The organism is Anaerobutyricum soehngenii, assembly GCF_009697165.1.
GTDB lineage: Bacteria > Bacillota > Clostridia > Lachnospirales > Lachnospiraceae > Anaerobutyricum > Anaerobutyricum soehngenii.
On record NZ_VULP01000022.1, the window covers coordinates 1 to 20,197 of the forward strand.

A 20,197-nucleotide genomic window follows, 5' to 3' on the forward strand; every position below is an offset into this window, starting at 1 on the left:
AGAGCATTGTTTTGGTGTGCCGTCAAGGGTGGCGTACGCTGCCGAAAGCTAACATATCTGCAATTTTCAAGGTTCCGATGGAGCCTTTTTTTCAGCTCCATTTTTTCATAGGCTACTTTACACTACCCAAAAATACCAGCGATATAATATCATACCACTGGTACTTATCTTGCTTCTACAATTTGCATTCAAAATTAGAACAACTTATAGAAGATTTCATCTCTACATTTTTCTTTAATCGACAAGGTCTTTTAACCCCCATCTTATATTTCCATCGTCCAGCTGTAGATGGTGCAATCATTTCACAAGTCGGGTCATACCAATACTTGCAAAAAGCACATTTTTTCATTGATGGATTTCCCAGTGTCGCTGTTCCCCATCCTATCATCTAAAAATCCCTTCTTTCTAAAAAAGCACTTTCAGCTTTCTCTATTTTTTACCCATCTATGAGGTTTGCCGTTATTTCTCGGACATCTACCAGGCATTGGTCTACCTGTCCTTGCACTCCTTCCTGTTTTCGTTCCACAAACTGTACACATCCATTCAATCCATCTTGCCATTCCTATATCCTCCTTATTCGTAAAAATGTAAAATCAACAGTATATAATATCTCTATCAAAGCGATAACATAAACCGTTACTTTTGAATTGTTTATTACTTCCAGAAGCCGCACACAACCCTTGTGTAACTTCCATTTTCCCTTTTCCTGTAATTAGACTGACATCTGCTTTCTTTCCAAGCCAATACTTACAAAAAACACATAAATTATCTTCTCTGGAATCTACTCTCATAGAAAACCTCTCCTACAGGAAATGCATTACTGCTACGGTACCGACAATAATCAATATCCACAGAAAAATATATCTTCTTCTCATAGAATCCATTTTCCTTCGAATATCTGCACAGGCTGCTCTGTCCTTTTTAGGACGGTCTGATTTCGCCCAATCTAAGCGTTCTTTTGTATATTCAAGTCCTTCCTGCCCCTGTCTGAGAGCCTGACTGCCTTTATCCAAGGTATCAGCTACCGCAGAGGTTCCTTCCAATAAATCTTCTAATAAACCCATGTTTCTTTTCCTCCCAGATTTGATTAATGAAATTTAATCGCCAGAATCACTCCACAAATAACAAGTTCAATTAAAGTGATAACTCTATAAATCCGGCGTTGAAACTTATAATCTTTCTCTAAGTTTTCTACGGAACCATATCCAATCGCAAAATCTAAAGCACTTTTTAAGTCCGAATTCATATCTATTGCTTCCTTTCATCTATTATACTTCACATTATACACCTTTTACTTCTATATGCAAGAACTATTAATTCTATCTAATTATTATTTTTTTAATTTTATGGATATATTACTTCTATATTACACCTTGCATTAATTCATTTTCTCTATTCTATCAAGTCGATATAATAGTTATATAAATTTCAAAAAGAAACGGAGGATGAGAGAATGGAAAATTTAAACAAGTTAATAGGTGAGAGAATCGCTAAACTTCGTAAAGAAAATCATATGACTCAGGCAATGCTTGCAGAAAAATTAAATATTTCCGTCAGACATTGTAGTGCGATTGAATGTGGTACTGCTCGCTTATCTATTGAAAAGCTTATTGAAGTTTCCGATTTATTCCATGTCACCCTTGACTATCTTATTCTTGGTCGCCGTTCTTCCAATAAATATATTGACTTATTCCCTGATTCTTTAATTCAGTCTTTACAGTCAGGAACAGATGCAGAATTAGATTTATTTAAGCAATATATACAGATGTTCCATAAAATCTACTCTTCAAAAAAAGATTCTAAATAAAAAAACAGGAAGAAACATCATGCTTCTTCCTGTTTTTATTATATGCCTAACCTGCTATCTCTGCCTCTTCCTTTTCTCCATAATAATATACATTATTTGAAAGAAGGTATTCCGCTGGCAGTTCTTTATTAGATTCAATAATTGCTTTTTTCATCTCCTCCACTTCATCTGCCTGGCTTTCGGGAACTATCATTAACTCAAAAATTGAAACAGGCAGCATATAAAATGACTCTCCAATCTTTTTCTTTGCTTCATCTAAGACACTCTTTTGTAATAAGGCTAATGCTCCTTGATTTTTCTGCAAAACATCTTCCAAAGTCATAAGTGAATTTTCTTCCTCTGTCACGATCAGCATCAAAAACAGGCTTTCTTTTCCCATGTTTTCTAAAACCTGTTTCCATATTACTTCCGGCTCTACCGACCAGATTTTAAAAATATCCTTTGTTACCGCAGTCCCTCGATGCGACGGAGCCTCTTTGTAATCTGGCTGTGTATCTATGTAATACACGACCGCTAAATCAAGAAATGGAACATAGTATTTATGCTCCAAGTACTGCTCGTTCCATTCTTTGTTCACCATCTCTACATAGAGCCGGTCTTTAATCCGCTCATAACTCCATATATCCTGCTGACTTAATAACGAAATGTTCCCCGCTGTCCTGCGGTACTCTTTTAAAACCTGCTCGCTAATCTCCTGCACACTGATTCCTGCCTGAAAATCTTCATAGCACCTGTCTAAAGAAACAACAGGCGATAACTCCTCTTCCAGCTTTTCAATAACCAATCCTTCATAAGATACACCGTTATTCTTCCAGACACGCTTCTGTTTCATTTCAAATTCTTTACCTAACTGACACGATAATTCATAGAATAGCTCTTCAATAAACTTGTTTTTCTCCATGACAATCTCCTTTCTTATGCTGCTCTTGTATCTGTATTCTTTAACGCACTCATTATCTTCTTATAATCCCTCTCTGTTAAATTCGCCAAAGATACATGAAAGCGTTCTACAATCTGCTGTTCTGTCACACCTGTACGTTTCATTTCATCATACAGTTTTCCCATACGGTAATCGGAAAGCTGGTTTTTATTTGCCGTTTGAGAAGCCTGTTTAGAAACTTTATTCCCCATGTTAAACTGACATACAATCTCATTCTTTTGATTGCGGATTTCCAGACTTTTAATGACTTTCCCATTTTCATCATAGGAAATGTATGACACATTAAAAGAATCTCTTACTTTTAACTTTCCATTGCTCTCTGCAATACTTACTTTGTCTGACGGAATCCAGATAAACGGGGCAGTATAAAGTTCCCTGCCTATGCCGATATTAAAACAGGCACGTTTAAAAGAATCTGATGCTGCTCCTTTTACTGCTTCTGTGTAAGACTCTACTCCTACATCCTGTTTATAAATCCATTCTCCATTCTCGTCTTTGATGCTAACCGTACAGAATAATGCCCCGTTTATCAGTTCATGTTTCCGTTGCCAACCCGCGATTCCGAATGTTTCATCTAATATATTCATATCACAACGTGCATCTTTGTACAGCAATAATGATATACCGTTTTTCCTAACAACACCTACACGAACTTCAATCTCATCTGCTCTTAATTCCCGAATCTTCTTCATTTTATACCTCCAAAAAAGAGAGAATACCATTATAGATACCCTCTCACTATATTTTTATTATTATGCTACTGAAAACTTACGATAGCTTACTTCCTTTTTACAGGCATCGTAAATCTCTTTGTGTTCTTTTTTGAGTTTATTAGAATCAATTCTAGTCTGAACTATTGGTTTCCACTTTATGATGTGTCCTCCTACTCTGCCTGCTTCATTTTCTGCTAATGCAGATTTCAACTGATTCTCAATAAGCTGTTTCTGCTCTGTTAATGAATCTAACTCTACTTTTATCTGCTCATATTTTTCGATGGCTGAAAGCATCTGCTCATCCAAATCAATGATAGAACCAACCTTTGGATTACTATATTTTGCTCCCAAATAAAGACTTGTGGCTTTAGATGCATCCACATCCGGTTCTTCCCCAGTCTTAACACAATGCCAGAAGTGGGATTCCATGCTTACCAGCATCTTGATAAGCTGTTCATCCCGGTATACTTCCGTCCAATAGAATTTATTTCCGCCGACCAGAACCGCAATATACGCTTTCTGAAAACCTGTAACTGCCAGATAGTGCTGAACCTGTAACTGATAGGCTTTAGGAATCTCTCCATTCTTCCAGTCATTATTTTTAAATTCAATAGCGGTCTTTGCTTCAAAAATAGAATAAGTGCCGTCAAACTCACTGACGACACCATCTAAATCTGCAATCATAAAAGGATATTCTTTGCTTCTAAGAATGGAATTTTTCTTTCTTACCATTAAGCCTGTACGCTGGATGAACTCCTTTCTTACGACATCTTCAAGAACCTTACCGAAATGCGTTACTTCGGATTCTTCTTCCCTTACTGGAATCTCCCCACGTTTCTCCTGCCATAACTCAAAGATGCTGCGGTAAGGATTACATCCGGCAATGATACCTGCATCACTGCCGCCGATTCCAAGCGTTCTTATTTTCAGCCATTCTTCTGTTGATAAATTTTTCGTGGAACACACAATATCATAATTCATTTTTAACCGCCCCTTCCTTTATGCTGCAATGGTAATACCGTTTTCTTTATCGTAATGATATACGCTATAACTTAAAATATCCTTTTCGGATACAACGGTTTCATTAACATCTCGAACCATTTCTTTCAGTTCATCGACTCCGCCTTCCAGTTCACTTGCTCTTACAAGAAGAACCTCATTTACGGAAGATGGAAGGATATATAAATCATCTTCTAATGCCTCGGCAATGGCTCCAACTACTTCTGGACTCATAAGATAGAAGGCACCATCCACTTCCTTTTGATTGGTAAGGATGTATGTTGTTACTTCATCTTCTCCAAATAGAAGCTTTCCGCCAATACTCATTTCTACATATTGCCCTAAATTCATTAATTTAGGTGGGAAGAGTCTTAATGTATTTGCCAATGCCGCAGCATAAATTTCTTCTTCGGTCATACCTAAGATTTCAGCAGCCCCTTTTGATAATGCCATTGAAGACATTCCTTCTTTATCCATTTTCAGAACAACTCTTACGACTGCGGAAAGATCTAAAAATTCTTTTGATATGGACTGCTCAACTAATGACTCATTTCTTTCTGTATTAACCAGCTTTACAAATAAACTCTTTTTTGCAATTTTCTTTAATACTTTCTGTTCTAATGTTTTCATTATCTTTCCTCACCTTTCTTTTCTTCTGTTTTCTCTGACTTGTTCCATAACTGCTTTAAGTATTCAAATAAATCGGCTACCCCTAATAACTTTTCTAAGAGTACTGGGTCAAATTTCTTTAAAATGATACAGAAAATCTCATAGACCGGATGTCCTGTATCTCCAGTATCACAGTCTGTTGTACTGGATACAAAGCTGTTTGATTGTCTGTACTTTTTCATCTCTGAAAGAATTTTCCCTTCAACTACATCTTTTACTGGATTCAACTGTATCCCCTCCTTTATGCCGATAACACCATCTGATATGTCTTATCTAAGACTGGCAGACCGTCAATCGTTTTCCTGAATAAATTCTCATTATAGTTCTTTGTCTGACGTAATGGTTTACCATGATAAGCCATATCGGATACCGCATTAATAAAGCGATACCCATTCTTTCCTACTCCCTGCAGATCAGGTGCATCAAAATAGCACATCTTTAAAGTTTCCTGCTGTTTCAGATTATTTTTCTTCTGCATCTCGCTTAAATCCTCACTTACCGGATACAGAGAATCAATCATAGCAAGTACTTTCTTATCCGTAAGCTTCTTCGCCTGTAATTCATTAATAGACCGTCCTAATTGTGACATATAGGCATTGGCAAGCTGTAATGTCTCTCTTGCTTCATCCATGCGACTCATTACATTGCCCGTATGTCTGGCGGACCATACACGACTTGCGCCTTTTAATGCCAGATTAAGTGTATTCTGGCATACAACACGCACAGGTGTCATAGCGACACGAATTGCACCTGAACCATCATGAGAGTTGCAGAACACTAGATATGGTTCAATAGCATCTCCAGAGATAATGTATTTCTCTGGAAGTTTTGCAAGCATCCAGACGATTTTCCCTCCGGCAAGACTTCCGGCAGTTTCGTACTTTACCCCTTCTCCCAACAATCCATCTGTAAAAGCGAAAGCTTCTTCATTCTGGACAATCTTATATCTGTCACCCACGATTCCTAATACACTACGGTCAATATCTCGGATATTGGCTTTATATCCTGGAATTCTTTCTCCTGATGCCGCATATACATCGGTCTGCTCTACTTTCCAGTCGAGTCCTGCCTGAATCAATGCTTCTTTAGACCCTAGTACTTCTTCTACTCTGACTCCTAATCCATGCCAGGGTGCCGTTCTTGTATAAAACATACTTTCTACATTTGCTGCCATCTTATTTTCCTCCTTTTCTTCCTGTAATGATAATAATGATAGTTACGATTGATTTAATAATTCCCATTGGATATATCCTCCTTATGGTGATGGAATGTTACTCTTGTTACAGGAAGATGGTGTATCATTATGATTTGAGAATTTACGGTAGAAAGTTAAATAATTAAAATCCAACTTTAATGGAGTTGCTATAGAAAATAAAAAAAGTCAAGAAAAGGGAAGGATGAATCAATCCTCATCCTTCCCTGTAACGTAATTGAAAATATAAAATCAAAATTTTTACAATTTTATTGTTACCTATTTGATTTCTATAGATAAACTTAAAACGAAATGATTGGGGAAAGTGTAATTTACTTGCCCTCTTAATTACCATCTTTTTGTTAACCTTTTTAAGACTTTCTTAACTGCTTGCCTATATATTCTTCAGATTATTTTCATTTTTCTATCACAGACTATTCACAATTTTTCAGTATGATAAAAACATCAAAAAGGTAATAACTTATTTTTCGATAGATTTTTTCATATTTTTTCTCTCTTAGAACCGTTTAGCAAACGGTTCTTCCTTTGTTTAATATAAGAAATATTCTCCTTGTCTATGCCAATTCTACTCCACAATCATTTTCATTTCCTCTAATTCTTCTAATGTTGCTTCATTAATCAACTTATATATCAGCTTTCTTATGTTATCGTCTGTTGAACCCGCCATGATAATTTTAATTGCATAATCTGTATAAGAAAATTTTGCCTTGAAAACTCTTGCATAATTCTTTGCTGATTTCTTAAATCCAGATACCTCAAGAAACCCTTTCTTTAATAGGGCATTGATTAGCAAATGAGCAGAGGATTTACGCCATGATCTGTCTGGCGAGGCATCTACAATCTCTGAACATGTGAACCCTTCTTCCTTCTCCCAAAATTTATCCATAATTTCTTTTTCACTTCTCGTAAGTCTCAAGTTTTGTTTCATTATATTATCTTCTCCTAAATTATTTGTATTGATTTTACCACTTTTTGCTATATTTGTCATTACTTTTTTAACAAATTCCGTCTTTTATTTCTCTTTTATATTTATAATACGTCCCTCTTGCAATTCCAATAAGCTGTATGCACTCTTTGTCACTCAGCATCCCCTCAAAATCTCTGCTATATTTCTGAATCTTTTCCTTACATTCGATAGATTTCTTTGTAATAAGCTTTGTTCCCGATGCTAAACCTATCTGTTTTCCATTTATCCGGGCTGTCTCAATTCCTTCCTTTGTTCTTTGCCGCAAATCCGTAACTTCCTTTTGTGACTGTAAGAACGCTAGTCTTATCTGTTCCTTTGCTAGTGACAGCAGATACTTATTGACACCTTCCAAAATGTAATCCACATTCGTCCCTGTAAGCGGAATCCCGTTATTTATAGCAGACTTATATGTTATCGTGTCAATATGATGCTCTTTTAAGAAGATAAGCTCTATCCCTTTCTCATATAAATCTTGATATACTTGAAACCCTTCCTCCGCATCACGACTCATTCTTGATACTGAATCAAAGACTATGGTATCCCCCACCTTTAATTGCTTTATCAGTTTATTTAATTCCTTTCTACCTTGAAACTTTGTTCCTGTGTACACTTCTTTTATAATGACCGCTTCGGGATACTCTTTCTGAATATTCCGAATCTGTCTATCCATGTTTTGTTTCTTAGTTGAAATTCGCACATACCCATAAATCTTTCCCATAATTCTTTTCCTTTCCATATCACAAAAAACGACCGTTAGATTTGACACTCATTTTTATATGACTTATCAAACCTAACGGTCTACTTTTGACACTATTTCGTTATAGGTTTCTTTTGATACTACTACCCTATTCTATTTCTTACAGAAAAACGTCAGCAATTTCTTTTTTCGTCAGATTATCTTCATTCTTTGCTCACAACCTGTTCACAAATTTCCAGTATCATAAAACCATCAAAAACAACAACAGATTTTTGATAGATTTTTTTCATACTTTCCTCTCTTTTGAAGCCGGCTTTATGTCGGTTTCTTTTTTAATCTATCATCCTGATACGCTCCTGCAATCCCCCTTTCTTTTTACCACAATGAAAAAAGTCTCATGCATAAATGCATGATGTAAGATTATAATGTATACAAGCTTATAATATATCATTGAATTTATTTACTTTCGCTAAAAAGAGGATATTTCCTATGTTCCAATGACACCTCAGATGTATCCCAAGTCTGACAGTATTATAATATACCCTTAATATTTTTAAATTTATCTATTACGCCATTGGAATTTATTTACATTTTATTGGAATTAAGTATAGCATATTAAAGATAATTATGTTAACATAGACTTACACAATATCCGTATATCGGAGGTGATTATAATTCTAAAGCAAACAAATATTGCACATACTATTGATTTAACCGCAGACAGAGCCAAGTACGATGAATGTGCAAAAAAACTATTAACTTATAATGCCGTTATTGCATGGATACTAAAATCCTGTACAAAAGAATTCTCGCAATATAGTGTTCAATTTATATGCGATAACTGCTTAACAGGAGACATTGAAATATCACAACGCTCTGTACATCAAGATTACCTCGATAAAAACACTCGATTAAATGGCAACCAACGAATTGACGGACTTAACACCGAAGCAAACTCTATCAAAGAACAGACTGTATACTATGATATTCGTTTCAAAGCCTGTCTACCAGACAGTGATGAGCCTGTACAACTCATTATAAATCTTGAAATCCAATTAAATGATACACCGGGTTATCCATTAGTAACACGAGGATTTTATTATTGTGCCCGAATGATTTCTGAACAATACGGAACAGTGTTTACTGATGAACATTATGAGAAAATTCAAAAAGTATATAGTATATGGATATGTCCTGACCCGGCAAAGAAGCGGAAAAATGGTATTTTTAAATATCATACTGTCGAAGATACCATACATGGCACTCCCTACACTTCCCCTGAAAGTTATGATTTAATGGAAGTTGTTATTTTAAATCTTGGTGATGCTGATAAAGAAAGTGATTTGGAGATTCTTGATTTACTAAATGTACTCTTCTCACCCTCTACATCTCCAGAAGAAAAAAAGCAGCGTCTAAACGATGATTTTCATATTGCAATGACAGAAGAATTTGAAAGCGAGGTGCAAAATATGTGTAATCTTAGTAATGGTCTTGTAGCGTTAGGCGAAGATAAAAAAAGCTATTCCCTTGCTCAGATGATGATTGAAAATGAAGAACCTTTAGACAAAATTATTTTATATACAGGCTATTCTGTTGAAAAGTTAAAAGACATCGCCAACACAATGGGAAAATTATTACCAGAAAAATAATCACAAAAACTCCTCGGTCATATTTTCCGGGGAGTTTTTGTGATTTACTTTCTTTTGAAGCCGGCTTTATGTCGGTTTCTTTTTTATCTATTAGATTGAAACGGATTACTCAAACTCTATAATTTCCTGTACCTCCTCAACTTCCATATCCAATATATCGCCTATCTGCTCTACTTCATATCCTTTTCTATACATCTTAATTATAAATTTTGCAACACCTTTCGCAATGCCATTTTCCGTTCCTTCTGCATATGCCTCTTCTTTTATTCCCTGACTCAAATTACACATATCGTTCACATCCTCTTTTTAAGGCAACTTCTTTACTAAAATCCACCATCCTGATACGCTCTTGCAATCACATATGACGGTTCATAAAAAGCACTGCAATTATAATTATCAATCACATCACAAATTGAATCATTATACACACGAATAATTCCATCCACCAAATCTTCCTTTGTGGAAAGGGTATCTGCAATCAATCTCTGATATACTTCTCCCATATCTAACGGCGTTGGAATAATTGTTGCTAACTCCGGGTCAACCTTTGTAATATCAAAATCTCCCTCTTTAAGTTCATAATCTCTAATCCAATCGTCTTCTACTTTTTCTGGATTTTCACAATGTAGGACATTGGCACAACTGAGTAAATGATATAATTCGTCTCTACCTATGGCATTGACCACATAGCTGTTTTTTTGCTTAATATGCCGGGCTACCCGCTCAATCATATAGCAAATAAAATATAAATCATTCATAGTTATCTTTTCTTCTGGGAAATATTTATTTTTCATAATGTATCACTCCCTTCAAAAACAAGAGTTTTCAATGCCCTCTCTGTACAAAATACTATTTGATGAGTAGGATAATTAAATTTAACCAACTCCCAAAAAGCTGCCCTAGATACCCGTCCTGCAATAAATCCTTCTACAAAATTCCAAATCTGGTCATCTGCCATTGGTCCTTCCACAATATCATAATCATGTTCTATTCCTCGTCTACAGGATACAACAAAATCCAGCCATTCATCAGACATTTCTGGAAAACTCAGAATTTTCTGATTCTTATCTGATATATATTTATAATAATTTACCACTGTTTTCCCTCTTCGTGTCATTGCCCATCGCTTAGCTTGTCTCTTCATATTTGTACAATAAAATCCATAACCAAAATCTTTATAGAACCCATTTTGAAGGATACGTGGCTTGGATACTTCCACATTACTACCATGATAAATGATTTGTTCCATATATATTTTTCCTTTCTTTTTTATACATAAATGCTTTTTCTGCACCAAATACTATTTATTTTTTATTATATCCCAACTTTGATATGTAAAGCAATATTCCTCAACTCTTTTCCTATCTACCACAAACTCTTTTCTATAATATTTGCAAGATCTATGTCACCTTTCCACTGATAAATACCGACTACACTTTCCTATGTAAAAATGCCTGCATTACCGCACTTTTCAACCATGAATGAACAGTGGTTCCGATACCACTCCGTATATACTCTGTTTAACGTAAATGACATAATCGCCAATATATTTGCTTTCAATGTTTCTTTTGGCCAGGTAGAATAAATTTCGCAGGAAGCGACATTTTTAATATAATCTTTATATAGTACATAATAATTCTTTGCCGTATTATCAGAAACGGCTCCATCATGTACTATAACATACTCCGGGATTACCACTCTGCTCAATACAACCTCTCCTGTTGCCTGAATATCCTTAACCTCGCTCTCTGCGATTTTTGGAGGATAATCACCATATAATGTGTGCGGTCCGATTGCAAGGACTTCATACGAAGCCATTTCGGTAATTGTCGGTTCCAAAGAGAGATTCTGCAAAGCAAGCTGCCCAGAAAGCATCTGACTCCCTGAAACCTCTACCGGTTCAAATCCCGGAGCTGTTATTTTTAAATTATACTCTGAGTATGGCTGATTCAATCCTGGTTCCATTGAATATTCTAAAGGAGGGGTCTCTAACTCAATCACTTCTGTCTGTCCCGACACATCTGTTTTTAATATTTCTAATATTTTATCCGGTTCCCCTGCAGAAGAAATCTCCACTGCAGCATCCGTAATCGGGCGTTTCCCCCGGTTAGAAACAAGAGATACCTGTAAGGTTCCTACATCTGGCATAATGATACACCTGCGTTTTTTATTATAATATTCTGCAGGCACAATGCTGTGACAAACTGACGAGACGGACTATTGTTATTATGATTATTATTTAATCTTATTAATTGTTTTTACCTTACTCCATTTCGAATAATATCTGTTAAAAAAGAACTGTTTATAGCTTCGAATTCTTACATAGTAACGCTTTTTCCTTTTTAACTTTTTAATTTGAGCAGATGTTACATTTTTCTTTATTAACACTGTCTTTTTATTCTTCTTAAAATTCTTCTTTGTAGAACATTGAATCTGATAACCGTCTACCTGGGCACGTTTAGACCATTTTACTCGAAGCTGTCCTTTCTTTTTACTCTGCACTTTTTTTATTGTAGGTGCATATAATCTGATATAATAATAAGTATATTTAATATAGTTATATCTATAATATGGAGGTTGAGACGGCAGTACATTTTCCTTATCTTTATCGGTTGGTATGTTTTCTCCTTTTGATCCTGAATCAGAAGGTTTTTCTTTTACAATAACTTCTATTTCCTTCTGGCATGATTTATAATTCTGCTTTCCGTTTTCATCGCTTCCGTCTGCAGTTATATAAATCACTGTTCTTCCTTCACGAAGTCCTTTTATATTTCCTTTGTCAGAATCTACCGAAACAATCTCTGGATCTTTTGAAGAAAATTCTACTTTTCCTATCGCATTTTCCAGTCGAATCGTTTCTGTATCTCCAACATATAAATCATATTTTTGTTTCTTTAACTCAAAGTTCTGTTCTGCTTTTTCAATAGAAAAGTGCTTTTCTACCTGCCCTTCATAATTTCCGAGTCCCGTAATCGTAACGTTACCTTCTCCTGCATCTATATTATCAGAATATGAAATCTTATAATCTTTAGACAAAGTCAGTTTCTGTGAAGATTCATCTTTCACAATAACTTCTGGTTTCTTTTCTTTTCCATCATAAATATATTTTCTAACAAGCTCAAAACTAATCTGACAAGAGTTAATATTCTTTTTCACTGGTTTCGTATCTATATTTATGGTGTTATCCTGGTTATCTGTAAAAGTTACTGAATTTGTTTTCTGTTGTATGGATTGTTCTTTTTTATCAGTATCCTTATATGTTTCGACTTTTAAATCGCTACAATTTTTATCCGAAGTAAACTGTACCTTGTCGTTATCACTGTTTAAACATACGTCTGCTTCCGCTGTACCGGAAATACTAATCAAATCACTATTTTCTAAATCTGTGCCTCTTGTCACTTCAAAAGTAAAAAGATTACTTCCTTTTAACTCAACACCTTTAGTTTTACTTAACGTAACACTTTTAGCCCCATCAGACTTTGCAGCATAGTAATGACCATCAATCTCCGCTCCAAGATAAAATCTATCCTTAATATCTGATACTGAAAAACTATCACTTGGATCAACAGTAATATATATTTCTGTATTCTGACTTCCTACCATTCTATAATCATACACTTTCATTGTACCGGTAAAAGTATTGTCTTTATAAATTAATGTTTGTCCATTTGCATTCATCATAGTAAATGGCTTATCAGCATATACGTGCAATGTAATCGCATTAGATGGAATTGTAGTTCCGGCAGAGCCAACCATATGATCAATACCAGGGATAGGGGTAGGAGTTAGAATAAGATCATCTACGGTTAATCCAAGGTTATAATAATCTTTTGTACTGATGTCATTTCCACTCACATAGTCTAATTGTGTATAACAATTCTCAAGTCTTATTCCATCTCTAATCGCATCGTTTGTATATGTAAATGAAGTATAATCATCTGATACATACATGTAATAATATCCTGACCTATTATTGCAATCATATATCTTGAGACGATGTTCCTTCTTTCCATCACGATCAAAGTCTCCATATTCATATCCACAAAGAATCACTGCATGACCAGTATTTTCTTTGTTATCATCTATATAGTAATAATCGAATATAGAAAGGGATTCTTTTTCCTGATCCAGTTTTGCCTGTGAAACAAATGACTCTAAAAATGTTTTTAAAGAAGTCGATTTAGAATTCTTTTGTGTCTTTATTGTTGGCGAGAAAGCCTTCAAATACTGTGTAAGCTGATAATAATTTATAATATTTAATAACTTAGAATCAGCCCTCGGATTATTTAAAAAATAAAAATCTTTGTTGTATCCGAGCACCCTTCTCTTATTTTGAATAATAGCTGTCTCTATACCAAAGCAGGATCCCTCCCATTTTTCTTTCATTTGTTTTTTTAAACGCTCTTTTTCTGCCTTTTTTTCGCATTTGCAAGTAATTTATCTGCGTAATCTGTTGAATAATCTGCAGTAAAATTATCTGAATCATGACCAAAACTATTATTGTGTGTTTTTAATATAAAGTATTCATGTTGTTTCCAAACGATTTTTCCTCCATACTGATAATTCTCTGGATATCTTTTTATACTATCCCAAGAAGAATCTGCTTCCGTAGGATAATATCCTTCTGTACTTACCCCATTGAAAGCATCTGATGAAATCGTTGGCAGTGATCCTTTAAATTCAACTTTCTTTAAAGAAGTACACTGATCAAAGGCTTTTCCCCCAATTGATGTGATTTTGTTAGGAATTTCAATCTTCGATAAATTCGAGATATTAGAAAAAGCATTCTGCCCAATATTTTCCACACTAGAATCTATTGATACCTTTTTTATAATATTGCGATAATTGTACCATGGACATGTCATTGGATCTGTCCAATCGTTCATTTTCCCTCTTCCATTGATTCTCAAAAGATCAGTCTGTAATTCCCAGGTCACACCATTACCACAAGTACCACTTTTAGCCTCCGGATCATCTTCTGCTTTTCCTGACCATACTTTCCATGTAATAAATCCTCCAAATTGATGACTAGTAGGAGTTAAGATAATTGGATTCCATGTAGAATCACTATAAGGATAATAAGCTGTTGCAGAAACTTTATTAAATGCATACGATTCTATCGTAGGGTACTCCCCGCTAAATGTAAATCTCTTTAACTGTTTACATCCATAAAATGCTTTTGACTGTATCACAGCAAGGCGTTTGGGGAAATCTACCTTTTCTAGCTTACTACAATTTTTAAATGCTGCCTCTCCAATCTTGAAAAGTGAAGAACCTAATGTAACTTCTTTTACTTCCGTACAGTTTGCAAATGCATATTCGCCTATGAACTGTACAGAGGATTCAAAAACTATTTTTTGGATATCTTCCTTGACATAATCCCACGGAGCAGGAACACTTTCTGAATAGGTATACATATAACCTGTTCCTGAAATGGTAAGAACGTGATTTTCTGACAGCTTCCATGTAAGATTCTTTCCACAACTACCGGATGTACTATTGGGTTTGTAATCCTTCGTATCTACCGGATACTTATTCGTAAAATCATATCCTTTATACTCTGCATCCGGAGTATGATCTGGAAAATTATTCTGACCCTTTAAAAAATAAGTCCTCGTCCCTTGTTCTGCATCCCATGTTGCATCCACATAATAATAGTAATTATCTAGTTTTACAATATTCCATCCATGACTTCGATTAATTCCATATCCTCCAATAATCCTACAATCAATTCCTTCCTGTAAAGCCATACGGTAAAAAAGCACAGAATATCCCTGACAATTTGCTTTTCCCTTAAATATCGCCCCATAAGCAGTTCTTTTCAATCCATAACTATTATCTGCATCATTTTCATAATCATAGGCGACATGATTACAAATATAATTATATATAGCCACTACTTTCTCATAATTACTTCTGCCATCAAGATTTAATTCTTTCATAATCTCTACTAATTTCTTTTGCAGCTCTAATTCCTGATTCTCTGTTATATAATATGTGAAGTTATATGTTATTACCAAACCCTGACTTGTAGTTTTTCCAGAAATATTTACAGATGCTATAGCTCCCCAGCGCAAATAATCTCCCTGATCTGATATACCGGTATGCTTTAATGCACTATTATATATCTGCTCTGCCAGTTTAGTAAACTTATCATTATCAAACGATGCTGAATCTGCCTTATAATATACCGTGCACTCAGCCTGACGATTTATTATCTGCGTACGAAGTCTATCTGCTGCCAAAGTAACTGTACTTGCATAGTCTGCACTTCCTGCTGCCGCACCTACATCTGATTGATTATTTTCATTATTAAAAGTTATCTGTCCTATTACTGTAGACGCTATACTATCATTTGTGCTGTTTACTGTATCTGATGCATGTACTTCTTTGGGAATAAAAAATAATGCCGCAATCATCAATACAATAATAATAGATTTTTTATTCATATTTTCTCCTCCATTCAATTCAGTGTACTCCCCGAATCTTTTTATGCTTGATTTTGTGAGCATCCCAGCACTTTTATAGCTTTATTATAAATATATCATATAACCTTCCAAAAAACATACAAAAAACCAAAAATTTTTAGAGTTTTTTCAATGATACCCTGTAAATGTGAAGTCATCTCACATCTAATACAACTAAATTTCAAGCATACGCAACAATTTAAATATCAATCCTTTAAACTTTAATTCCCTGAGAATCCATAACCTTCTGGAAACTCCCCATTCTCTCCAACTGTGGATTAGAGTAGTCAGAAAAAAGAAAAAATACCATATCCCAGATGCGGCTTGGAAGCGTGTTTAAGATGCGAATGAACATCTTAAATACAGCGACTACAGAGCAGATGGGATATGGTATTTTTTTCTTTTTTCGTCTACATTAAATCTACAGATCAAGATTTTTCTTTGAAAACACACAGCCACAATAATTCTGGCGATACAGATGATACTCCTCAGAAAGTGCGATGGAGCGCAGATATCCTCCCTTTTTCTTAAAGTCAGATGGCAGATGTTTCACCCCATATTGATCAGCGAGTTTTTCTCCGATTTCGTTAATCCACTGTGCATTCTTATGCGGACTGATTGAAAGTGTTGTTGTAAAATAATCTGCCCCAGTTTCCGCAGCTTTCTTAGCAGCTTCTTCCATACGGAGTGCATAACAATGATAACAGCGGGGTCCTCTTTCTGGCAGATCTTCCATTCCTTTTGCCATATCAAAAAATACCTGCGGATCATAAGTACCTTCTACAAAAGTAACATCATTCTCATATCCGGCTTCATGAATAAAGCGTTTCAGTTCCTTTACTCTTTTTATGTATTCTGTTTCCGGTGTGATATTTGGATTATAATAAAATATCGTGATTTTAAAATATTTTACTAAATATTCAAGTACATAACTACTGCAAGGTGCACAACAGGCATGAAGGAAAAGGGATGGACGTTTGTTTCCTTCCGCACAGTTTTTTGTAATCTTATCTGTGACTTTATCAAGCAGCTTTTGGTAATTTATTTTCTGCATATTATTTGTATTATTATTCTTATTCATATAAACCTCCTCTCTGCCACCTCTTCAAATTTTTAACCCCTTATACCTTCCACAACCTTCTGTCTTATCCCCTTCTTCCTCAACAAAAAGCGAGAAATTCTAAGCTCCTCCAGCCGTAGCACAGCCCACCGAAAAATTCAGTCAGCAAACAGAACTTATAAAACAGAATCGTATAGAAAATGCGACTCGGAGCGCGTGAAAATGCCGACTGAGGCATTTTGCTCGCAGCGACTACTGAGCATTTCTATACGATTCTGTTTTATAAGTTCGTCTGTTTTAATCAACCCTTTCAGTGGGCGTCTCCTTTGCCTGCGGCAAAATCAGAAATTCTAAGCTTTTTTAATAAATTTATTTCCGCATTTTGGGCAGGTTATTTCTACTTTTCCCTTTCCTTTCGGGACACGAAGTTTCTGCTTACACAGCGGACATTTAAAAAAGCGGAATAATTTTGCTTCGGCTTTTTCTTCTCGTTTTTCAATGACATTTTCACAAATTGGGCGGATCATATGCAAAAACTTCTCATTCTCCTGTTCTCTTTTTTCGTAGTTATGAGAAAATACCCGGAAGATGCACCAGAGTAATGGCAGATAACTGATTAAGTTAACGTTATTCACCGCCTGTGACGGCCACAGTCCTGTAAGCAAGTTCAAAATGACACTGACTGCCAGTAAGAAACAGGACATTCCGTCAAAACCGTATATTCCATCTAAAAAACTTCCTAACCGTTTCATCCCCAACATTACTCCTTTTATCTAGCGAATCAATGTAAAAAATCCTGCGCTTAATGTCATCATGATGACTCCTGCAAGTAAAACACCGCACATAGCTGCAATCGCACTGGATTTAAAATTCATCTTTAAGAAACTAGCTGCTAATGTTCCTGTCCATGCTCCTGTTCCCGGAAGCGGGATTCCTACGAATAAAAGTAACGCAACAAAAAGTCCCTTTCCTGCTGTTGCCTGAAGTTTCTCTCCGCCTTTCTCGCCCTTTGCCGTACACCAGCGACAGAACTTACCGATGATTCCCGGCATATCGTTTCCAATTTCAAGTACCTTTCTTGCAAATAAATAGATGAAGGGTACCGGAATCATATTTCCGATAATCGCAATGATATAAGAAGGAATCAATGGAAGTCCTACTGCCTGTGAGTAAGGAATGGCTGCTCTCAATTCTGCGATTGGAACCATGGAAATTAAAAATACTGTTAAATAATGTTTAATCATCTTATCTTCCTTTTCAATTTGATTTATTTTATAGATATTTGCTTTTATAACTGTTTCGCTCCAAATAATACTACACATTATTCTGTCCGTCAATCACTGTCGTTTACGAATTATGTCGGTATTACGTGATTCTCTGTTATTTTTTAAGTAATGACTGTTTCATGAGCTGGATAAACTCTTTATTATTCTTTGTTCTTTTAAAGAAATTCAGTATCTGCTCCATATTTTCGTCTGCACGATTGCCGGATAATTCTCTGTGAAGTGCATATACGATTTCCTGCTCTTCTTTTGTTAACAGTAAATCTTCTCTTCGTGTTCCGGAACGCTGGATATTGATTGCCGGAAAAATTCTCTTTTCTGCCAGTTTACGATCTAACACAAGCTCCATATTACCGGTTCCTTTAAATTCTTCAAATACAACGTCATCCATCTTACTTCCTGTCTCAACGAGTGCTGTCGCAAGAATTGTAAGACTTCCTCCTTCACGCATATTTCTTGCTGCTCCGAAAAACTTCTTTGGCATATAGAGTGCTGCCGGATCAAGACCACCGGAAAGTGTTCGTCCACTTGGAGGAACCAGCAGATTATATGCTCTTGCCAGTCGAGTGATACTATCTAATAAAATCACGACGTCCTGTTTATGCTCTACAAGACGTTTTGCTCTCTCTAATACCATTTCAGATACTCTTTTATGATGTTCTGGTAATTCATCAAACGTAGAGTAAATAACTTCTGCATTTGGTCCTTCAATGGATTCTCTGATATCCGTTACCTCTTCCGGACGTTCATCAATTAGAAGAACGATAACCTTCATATTGGGTCTTGTTGCCGTAATACTTCTTGCAATCTGTTTTAATAATGTGGTCTTTCCTGTCTTTGGCTGAGAAACGATCATTCCACGCTGTCCCTTTCCAATCGGGGAAAGAAGGTCTACCATACGCATGGATAATGGTGCATTCTCTGTTTCAAGATTAATTCTCTCATTTGGAAAAATCGGTGTAAGATCCTCAAAGTTCTTTCTTTTTGCTGCATCAAATGGTTTATATCCATTGACTGACTGTACATATAGTAAAGCGCTGTACTTTTCATTCTGCGTTTTAATACGAATATTTCCCACTAAAATATCCCCGGTTTTTAAATTAAAACGACGTATCTGAGACGGTGAAACATAGACATCATTCTCTCCCGGAAGATAATTCTCGCAACGAATAAATCCATAACCATCCGGCATGACTTCAAGGATACCGTTTGCCATATTTCCACTGTCTAAGCTGGATATGTCATTCTTTTTACCTTCTGCTTCTGATTTTTTTTCTTCTGTATCCTCTGCTTTTTCCTCTGCTTTTTCTTCTTCTCTGTTTTCTTTTTTACTTTCTTCTGTATGTTCTTTTCTATGTTCTTTTCGCTTCTCTTCTTTGTTTGCTCTTTTATTCTCTTTCCTGTTTTCTTCTCTCTTTACTTCTATGTTCTCTTCTTTTTTCTCTTCTCTCTTTTCTTCATATTTTTCGCTTTTCATAAGCTTTTCCACCAACTGTTCCTTTTTCAGCGTACTTATCCCACGAATTCCTTTTTCTTTCGCATATGCCTTCAATTGAAGAAGTGTCATTTCTTTAAAATCCATTCCTGCCTCCAAAATTTCTCTAAAATATTTTTAAATACGTTTTGTATACGTTTTCACAACCGACTTCAAGAATGTCTCTGCATTTTTCTGCCGGCTCCACAAAAAATCTGTCTTATATGTTCATTTCAATATCACCTGTCAACTTCACTGA

The 20,197-nt window shown here is 35.5% G+C and carries 25 protein-coding genes; 3 read left to right on the forward strand and 22 right to left on the reverse strand.

Features of this window, described 5'->3' with window-relative positions:
* Positions 1-392 (forward strand): hypothetical protein (locus tag FYJ25_RS14465; protein ID WP_205677394.1); only part of this gene is annotated, 392 nt, incomplete at its 5' end.
* Between the two features lie 27 nt (positions 393-419).
* Here the strand turns inward: FYJ25_RS14465 and FYJ25_RS14410 are convergent.
* From FYJ25_RS14410 to FYJ25_RS10215, 4 genes are read right to left on the reverse strand one after another with little or no spacing between them, the layout of a single operon-like run.
* Entirely contained in the window at positions 420-560 is a 141-nt protein-coding gene (locus FYJ25_RS14410) for a hypothetical protein (protein WP_167513817.1), read from the reverse strand.
* Between the two features lie 33 nt (positions 561-593).
* Positions 594-791 carry a hypothetical protein gene (locus FYJ25_RS10205; RefSeq protein WP_154581239.1) on the reverse strand — a complete coding sequence of 66 codons (198 nt, stop codon included), beginning with the start codon at positions 789-791 and terminating at the stop codon, positions 594-596.
* Positions 792-803: 12 nt separating this feature from the next.
* Entirely contained in the window at positions 804-1,064 is a 261-nt protein-coding gene (locus FYJ25_RS10210; protein ID WP_154581240.1) for a hypothetical protein, read from the reverse strand.
* 23 nt (positions 1,065-1,087) lie between these two features.
* The gene (locus tag FYJ25_RS10215) at positions 1,088-1,246 is read right to left on the reverse strand and encodes a hypothetical protein (protein WP_022170265.1); all 159 of its coding nucleotides are present in this window, start codon (positions 1,244-1,246) and stop codon (positions 1,088-1,090) included.
* Between the two features lie 207 nt (positions 1,247-1,453).
* Here FYJ25_RS10215 and FYJ25_RS10220 point away from each other — a divergent pair, with 207 nt between their 5' ends.
* A complete protein-coding gene (locus FYJ25_RS10220) occupies positions 1,454-1,807 on the forward strand; it encodes a helix-turn-helix domain-containing protein (RefSeq protein ID WP_154581241.1) in 354 nt (117 codons plus the stop codon).
* Positions 1,808-1,853: 46 nt separating this feature from the next.
* Here FYJ25_RS10220 and FYJ25_RS10225 read toward each other — a convergent pair whose 3' ends face one another.
* The 8 genes from FYJ25_RS10225 to FYJ25_RS10260 all read right to left on the reverse strand — a co-directional run bounded on the left by FYJ25_RS10225 (position 1,854) and on the right by FYJ25_RS10260 (position 8,026).
* Positions 1,854-2,708 carry a DUF5688 family protein gene (locus tag FYJ25_RS10225; protein WP_154581242.1) on the reverse strand — a complete coding sequence of 285 codons (855 nt, stop codon included), beginning with the start codon at positions 2,706-2,708 and terminating at the stop codon, positions 1,854-1,856.
* 14 nt (positions 2,709-2,722) lie between these two features.
* Entirely contained in the window at positions 2,723-3,439 is a 717-nt protein-coding gene (locus tag FYJ25_RS10230; RefSeq protein WP_154581243.1) for a Rad52/Rad22 family DNA repair protein, read from the reverse strand.
* Positions 3,440-3,499: 60 nt separating this feature from the next.
* Complete coding sequence (locus FYJ25_RS10235) at positions 3,500-4,441, reverse strand: YqaJ viral recombinase family nuclease (protein WP_154581244.1); 942 nt, start codon at positions 4,439-4,441, stop codon at positions 3,500-3,502.
* A gap of 18 nt (positions 4,442-4,459) precedes the next feature.
* Positions 4,460-5,089 (reverse strand): DUF5688 family protein, encoded by a 630-nt coding sequence (locus FYJ25_RS10240; RefSeq protein WP_154581245.1) that lies wholly within the window; start codon positions 5,087-5,089, stop codon positions 4,460-4,462.
* A complete protein-coding gene (locus FYJ25_RS10245) occupies positions 5,089-5,355 on the reverse strand; it encodes a hypothetical protein (protein WP_154581246.1) in 267 nt (88 codons plus the stop codon). Before FYJ25_RS10245 ends, FYJ25_RS10240 begins: the two co-directional genes overlap by 1 nt.
* 14 nt (positions 5,356-5,369) lie before the next feature.
* A complete protein-coding gene (locus FYJ25_RS10250) occupies positions 5,370-6,302 on the reverse strand; it encodes a DUF932 domain-containing protein (RefSeq protein ID WP_154581247.1) in 933 nt (310 codons plus the stop codon).
* 604 nt (positions 6,303-6,906) lie between these two features.
* Entirely contained in the window at positions 6,907-7,269 is a 363-nt protein-coding gene (locus FYJ25_RS10255; protein WP_167513818.1) for a BlaI/MecI/CopY family transcriptional regulator, read from the reverse strand.
* A gap of 67 nt (positions 7,270-7,336) precedes the next feature.
* Complete coding sequence (locus tag FYJ25_RS10260) at positions 7,337-8,026, reverse strand: recombinase family protein (protein ID WP_154581249.1); 690 nt, start codon at positions 8,024-8,026, stop codon at positions 7,337-7,339.
* 644 nt (positions 8,027-8,670) lie between these two features.
* Between FYJ25_RS10260 and FYJ25_RS14885 the strand changes: the two genes are divergently transcribed.
* On the forward strand, positions 8,671-9,654 hold the full coding sequence (locus tag FYJ25_RS14885) for a PD-(D/E)XK nuclease family transposase (RefSeq protein ID WP_330578335.1): 984 nt from the start codon (positions 8,671-8,673) through the stop codon (positions 9,652-9,654).
* 105 nt (positions 9,655-9,759) lie between these two features.
* On the opposite strand, the gene FYJ25_RS10270 is transcribed toward FYJ25_RS14885, so the two are convergent.
* The 10 genes from FYJ25_RS10270 to rho all read right to left on the reverse strand — a co-directional run bounded on the left by FYJ25_RS10270 (position 9,760) and on the right by rho (position 20,046).
* Entirely contained in the window at positions 9,760-9,942 is a 183-nt protein-coding gene (locus FYJ25_RS10270; protein WP_154581250.1) for a hypothetical protein, read from the reverse strand.
* A gap of 35 nt (positions 9,943-9,977) precedes the next feature.
* The gene (locus tag FYJ25_RS10275) at positions 9,978-10,448 is read right to left on the reverse strand and encodes a hypothetical protein (RefSeq protein ID WP_154581251.1); all 471 of its coding nucleotides are present in this window, start codon (positions 10,446-10,448) and stop codon (positions 9,978-9,980) included.
* Entirely contained in the window at positions 10,445-10,903 is a 459-nt protein-coding gene (locus tag FYJ25_RS10280) for a DUF3990 domain-containing protein (protein ID WP_154581252.1), read from the reverse strand. Before FYJ25_RS10280 ends, FYJ25_RS10275 begins: the two co-directional genes overlap by 4 nt.
* Before the next feature lie 191 nt (positions 10,904-11,094).
* A complete protein-coding gene (locus FYJ25_RS10285) occupies positions 11,095-11,802 on the reverse strand; it encodes a carboxypeptidase regulatory-like domain-containing protein (protein WP_154581253.1) in 708 nt (235 codons plus the stop codon).
* Positions 11,803-11,889: 87 nt separating this feature from the next.
* Positions 11,890-14,040, reverse strand: coding sequence for a fibronectin type III domain-containing protein (locus tag FYJ25_RS10290; RefSeq protein WP_154581254.1), 2,151 nt, complete (start codon positions 14,038-14,040; stop codon positions 11,890-11,892).
* A gap of 8 nt (positions 14,041-14,048) precedes the next feature.
* Complete coding sequence (locus FYJ25_RS10295; RefSeq protein ID WP_167513819.1) at positions 14,049-16,103, reverse strand: leucine-rich repeat protein; 2,055 nt, start codon at positions 16,101-16,103, stop codon at positions 14,049-14,051.
* A gap of 439 nt (positions 16,104-16,542) precedes the next feature.
* Positions 16,543-17,202: an epoxyqueuosine reductase QueH gene (locus tag FYJ25_RS10300; RefSeq protein WP_330399859.1), complete on the reverse strand. Its 660-nt coding sequence runs from the start codon at positions 17,200-17,202 to the stop codon at positions 16,543-16,545.
* Between the two features lie 329 nt (positions 17,203-17,531).
* Positions 17,532-17,933, reverse strand: coding sequence for a hypothetical protein (locus tag FYJ25_RS10305; RefSeq protein ID WP_021907847.1), 402 nt, complete (start codon positions 17,931-17,933; stop codon positions 17,532-17,534).
* Between the two features lie 21 nt (positions 17,934-17,954).
* A complete protein-coding gene (locus FYJ25_RS10310; protein WP_096239367.1) occupies positions 17,955-18,425 on the reverse strand; it encodes a COG2426 family protein in 471 nt (156 codons plus the stop codon).
* A 136-nt stretch (positions 18,426-18,561) separates the two neighbouring features.
* Complete coding sequence (rho, locus tag FYJ25_RS10315) at positions 18,562-20,046, reverse strand: transcription termination factor Rho (protein WP_096239366.1); 1,485 nt, start codon at positions 20,044-20,046, stop codon at positions 18,562-18,564.
* Positions 20,047-20,197 lie beyond the last annotated feature (151 nt).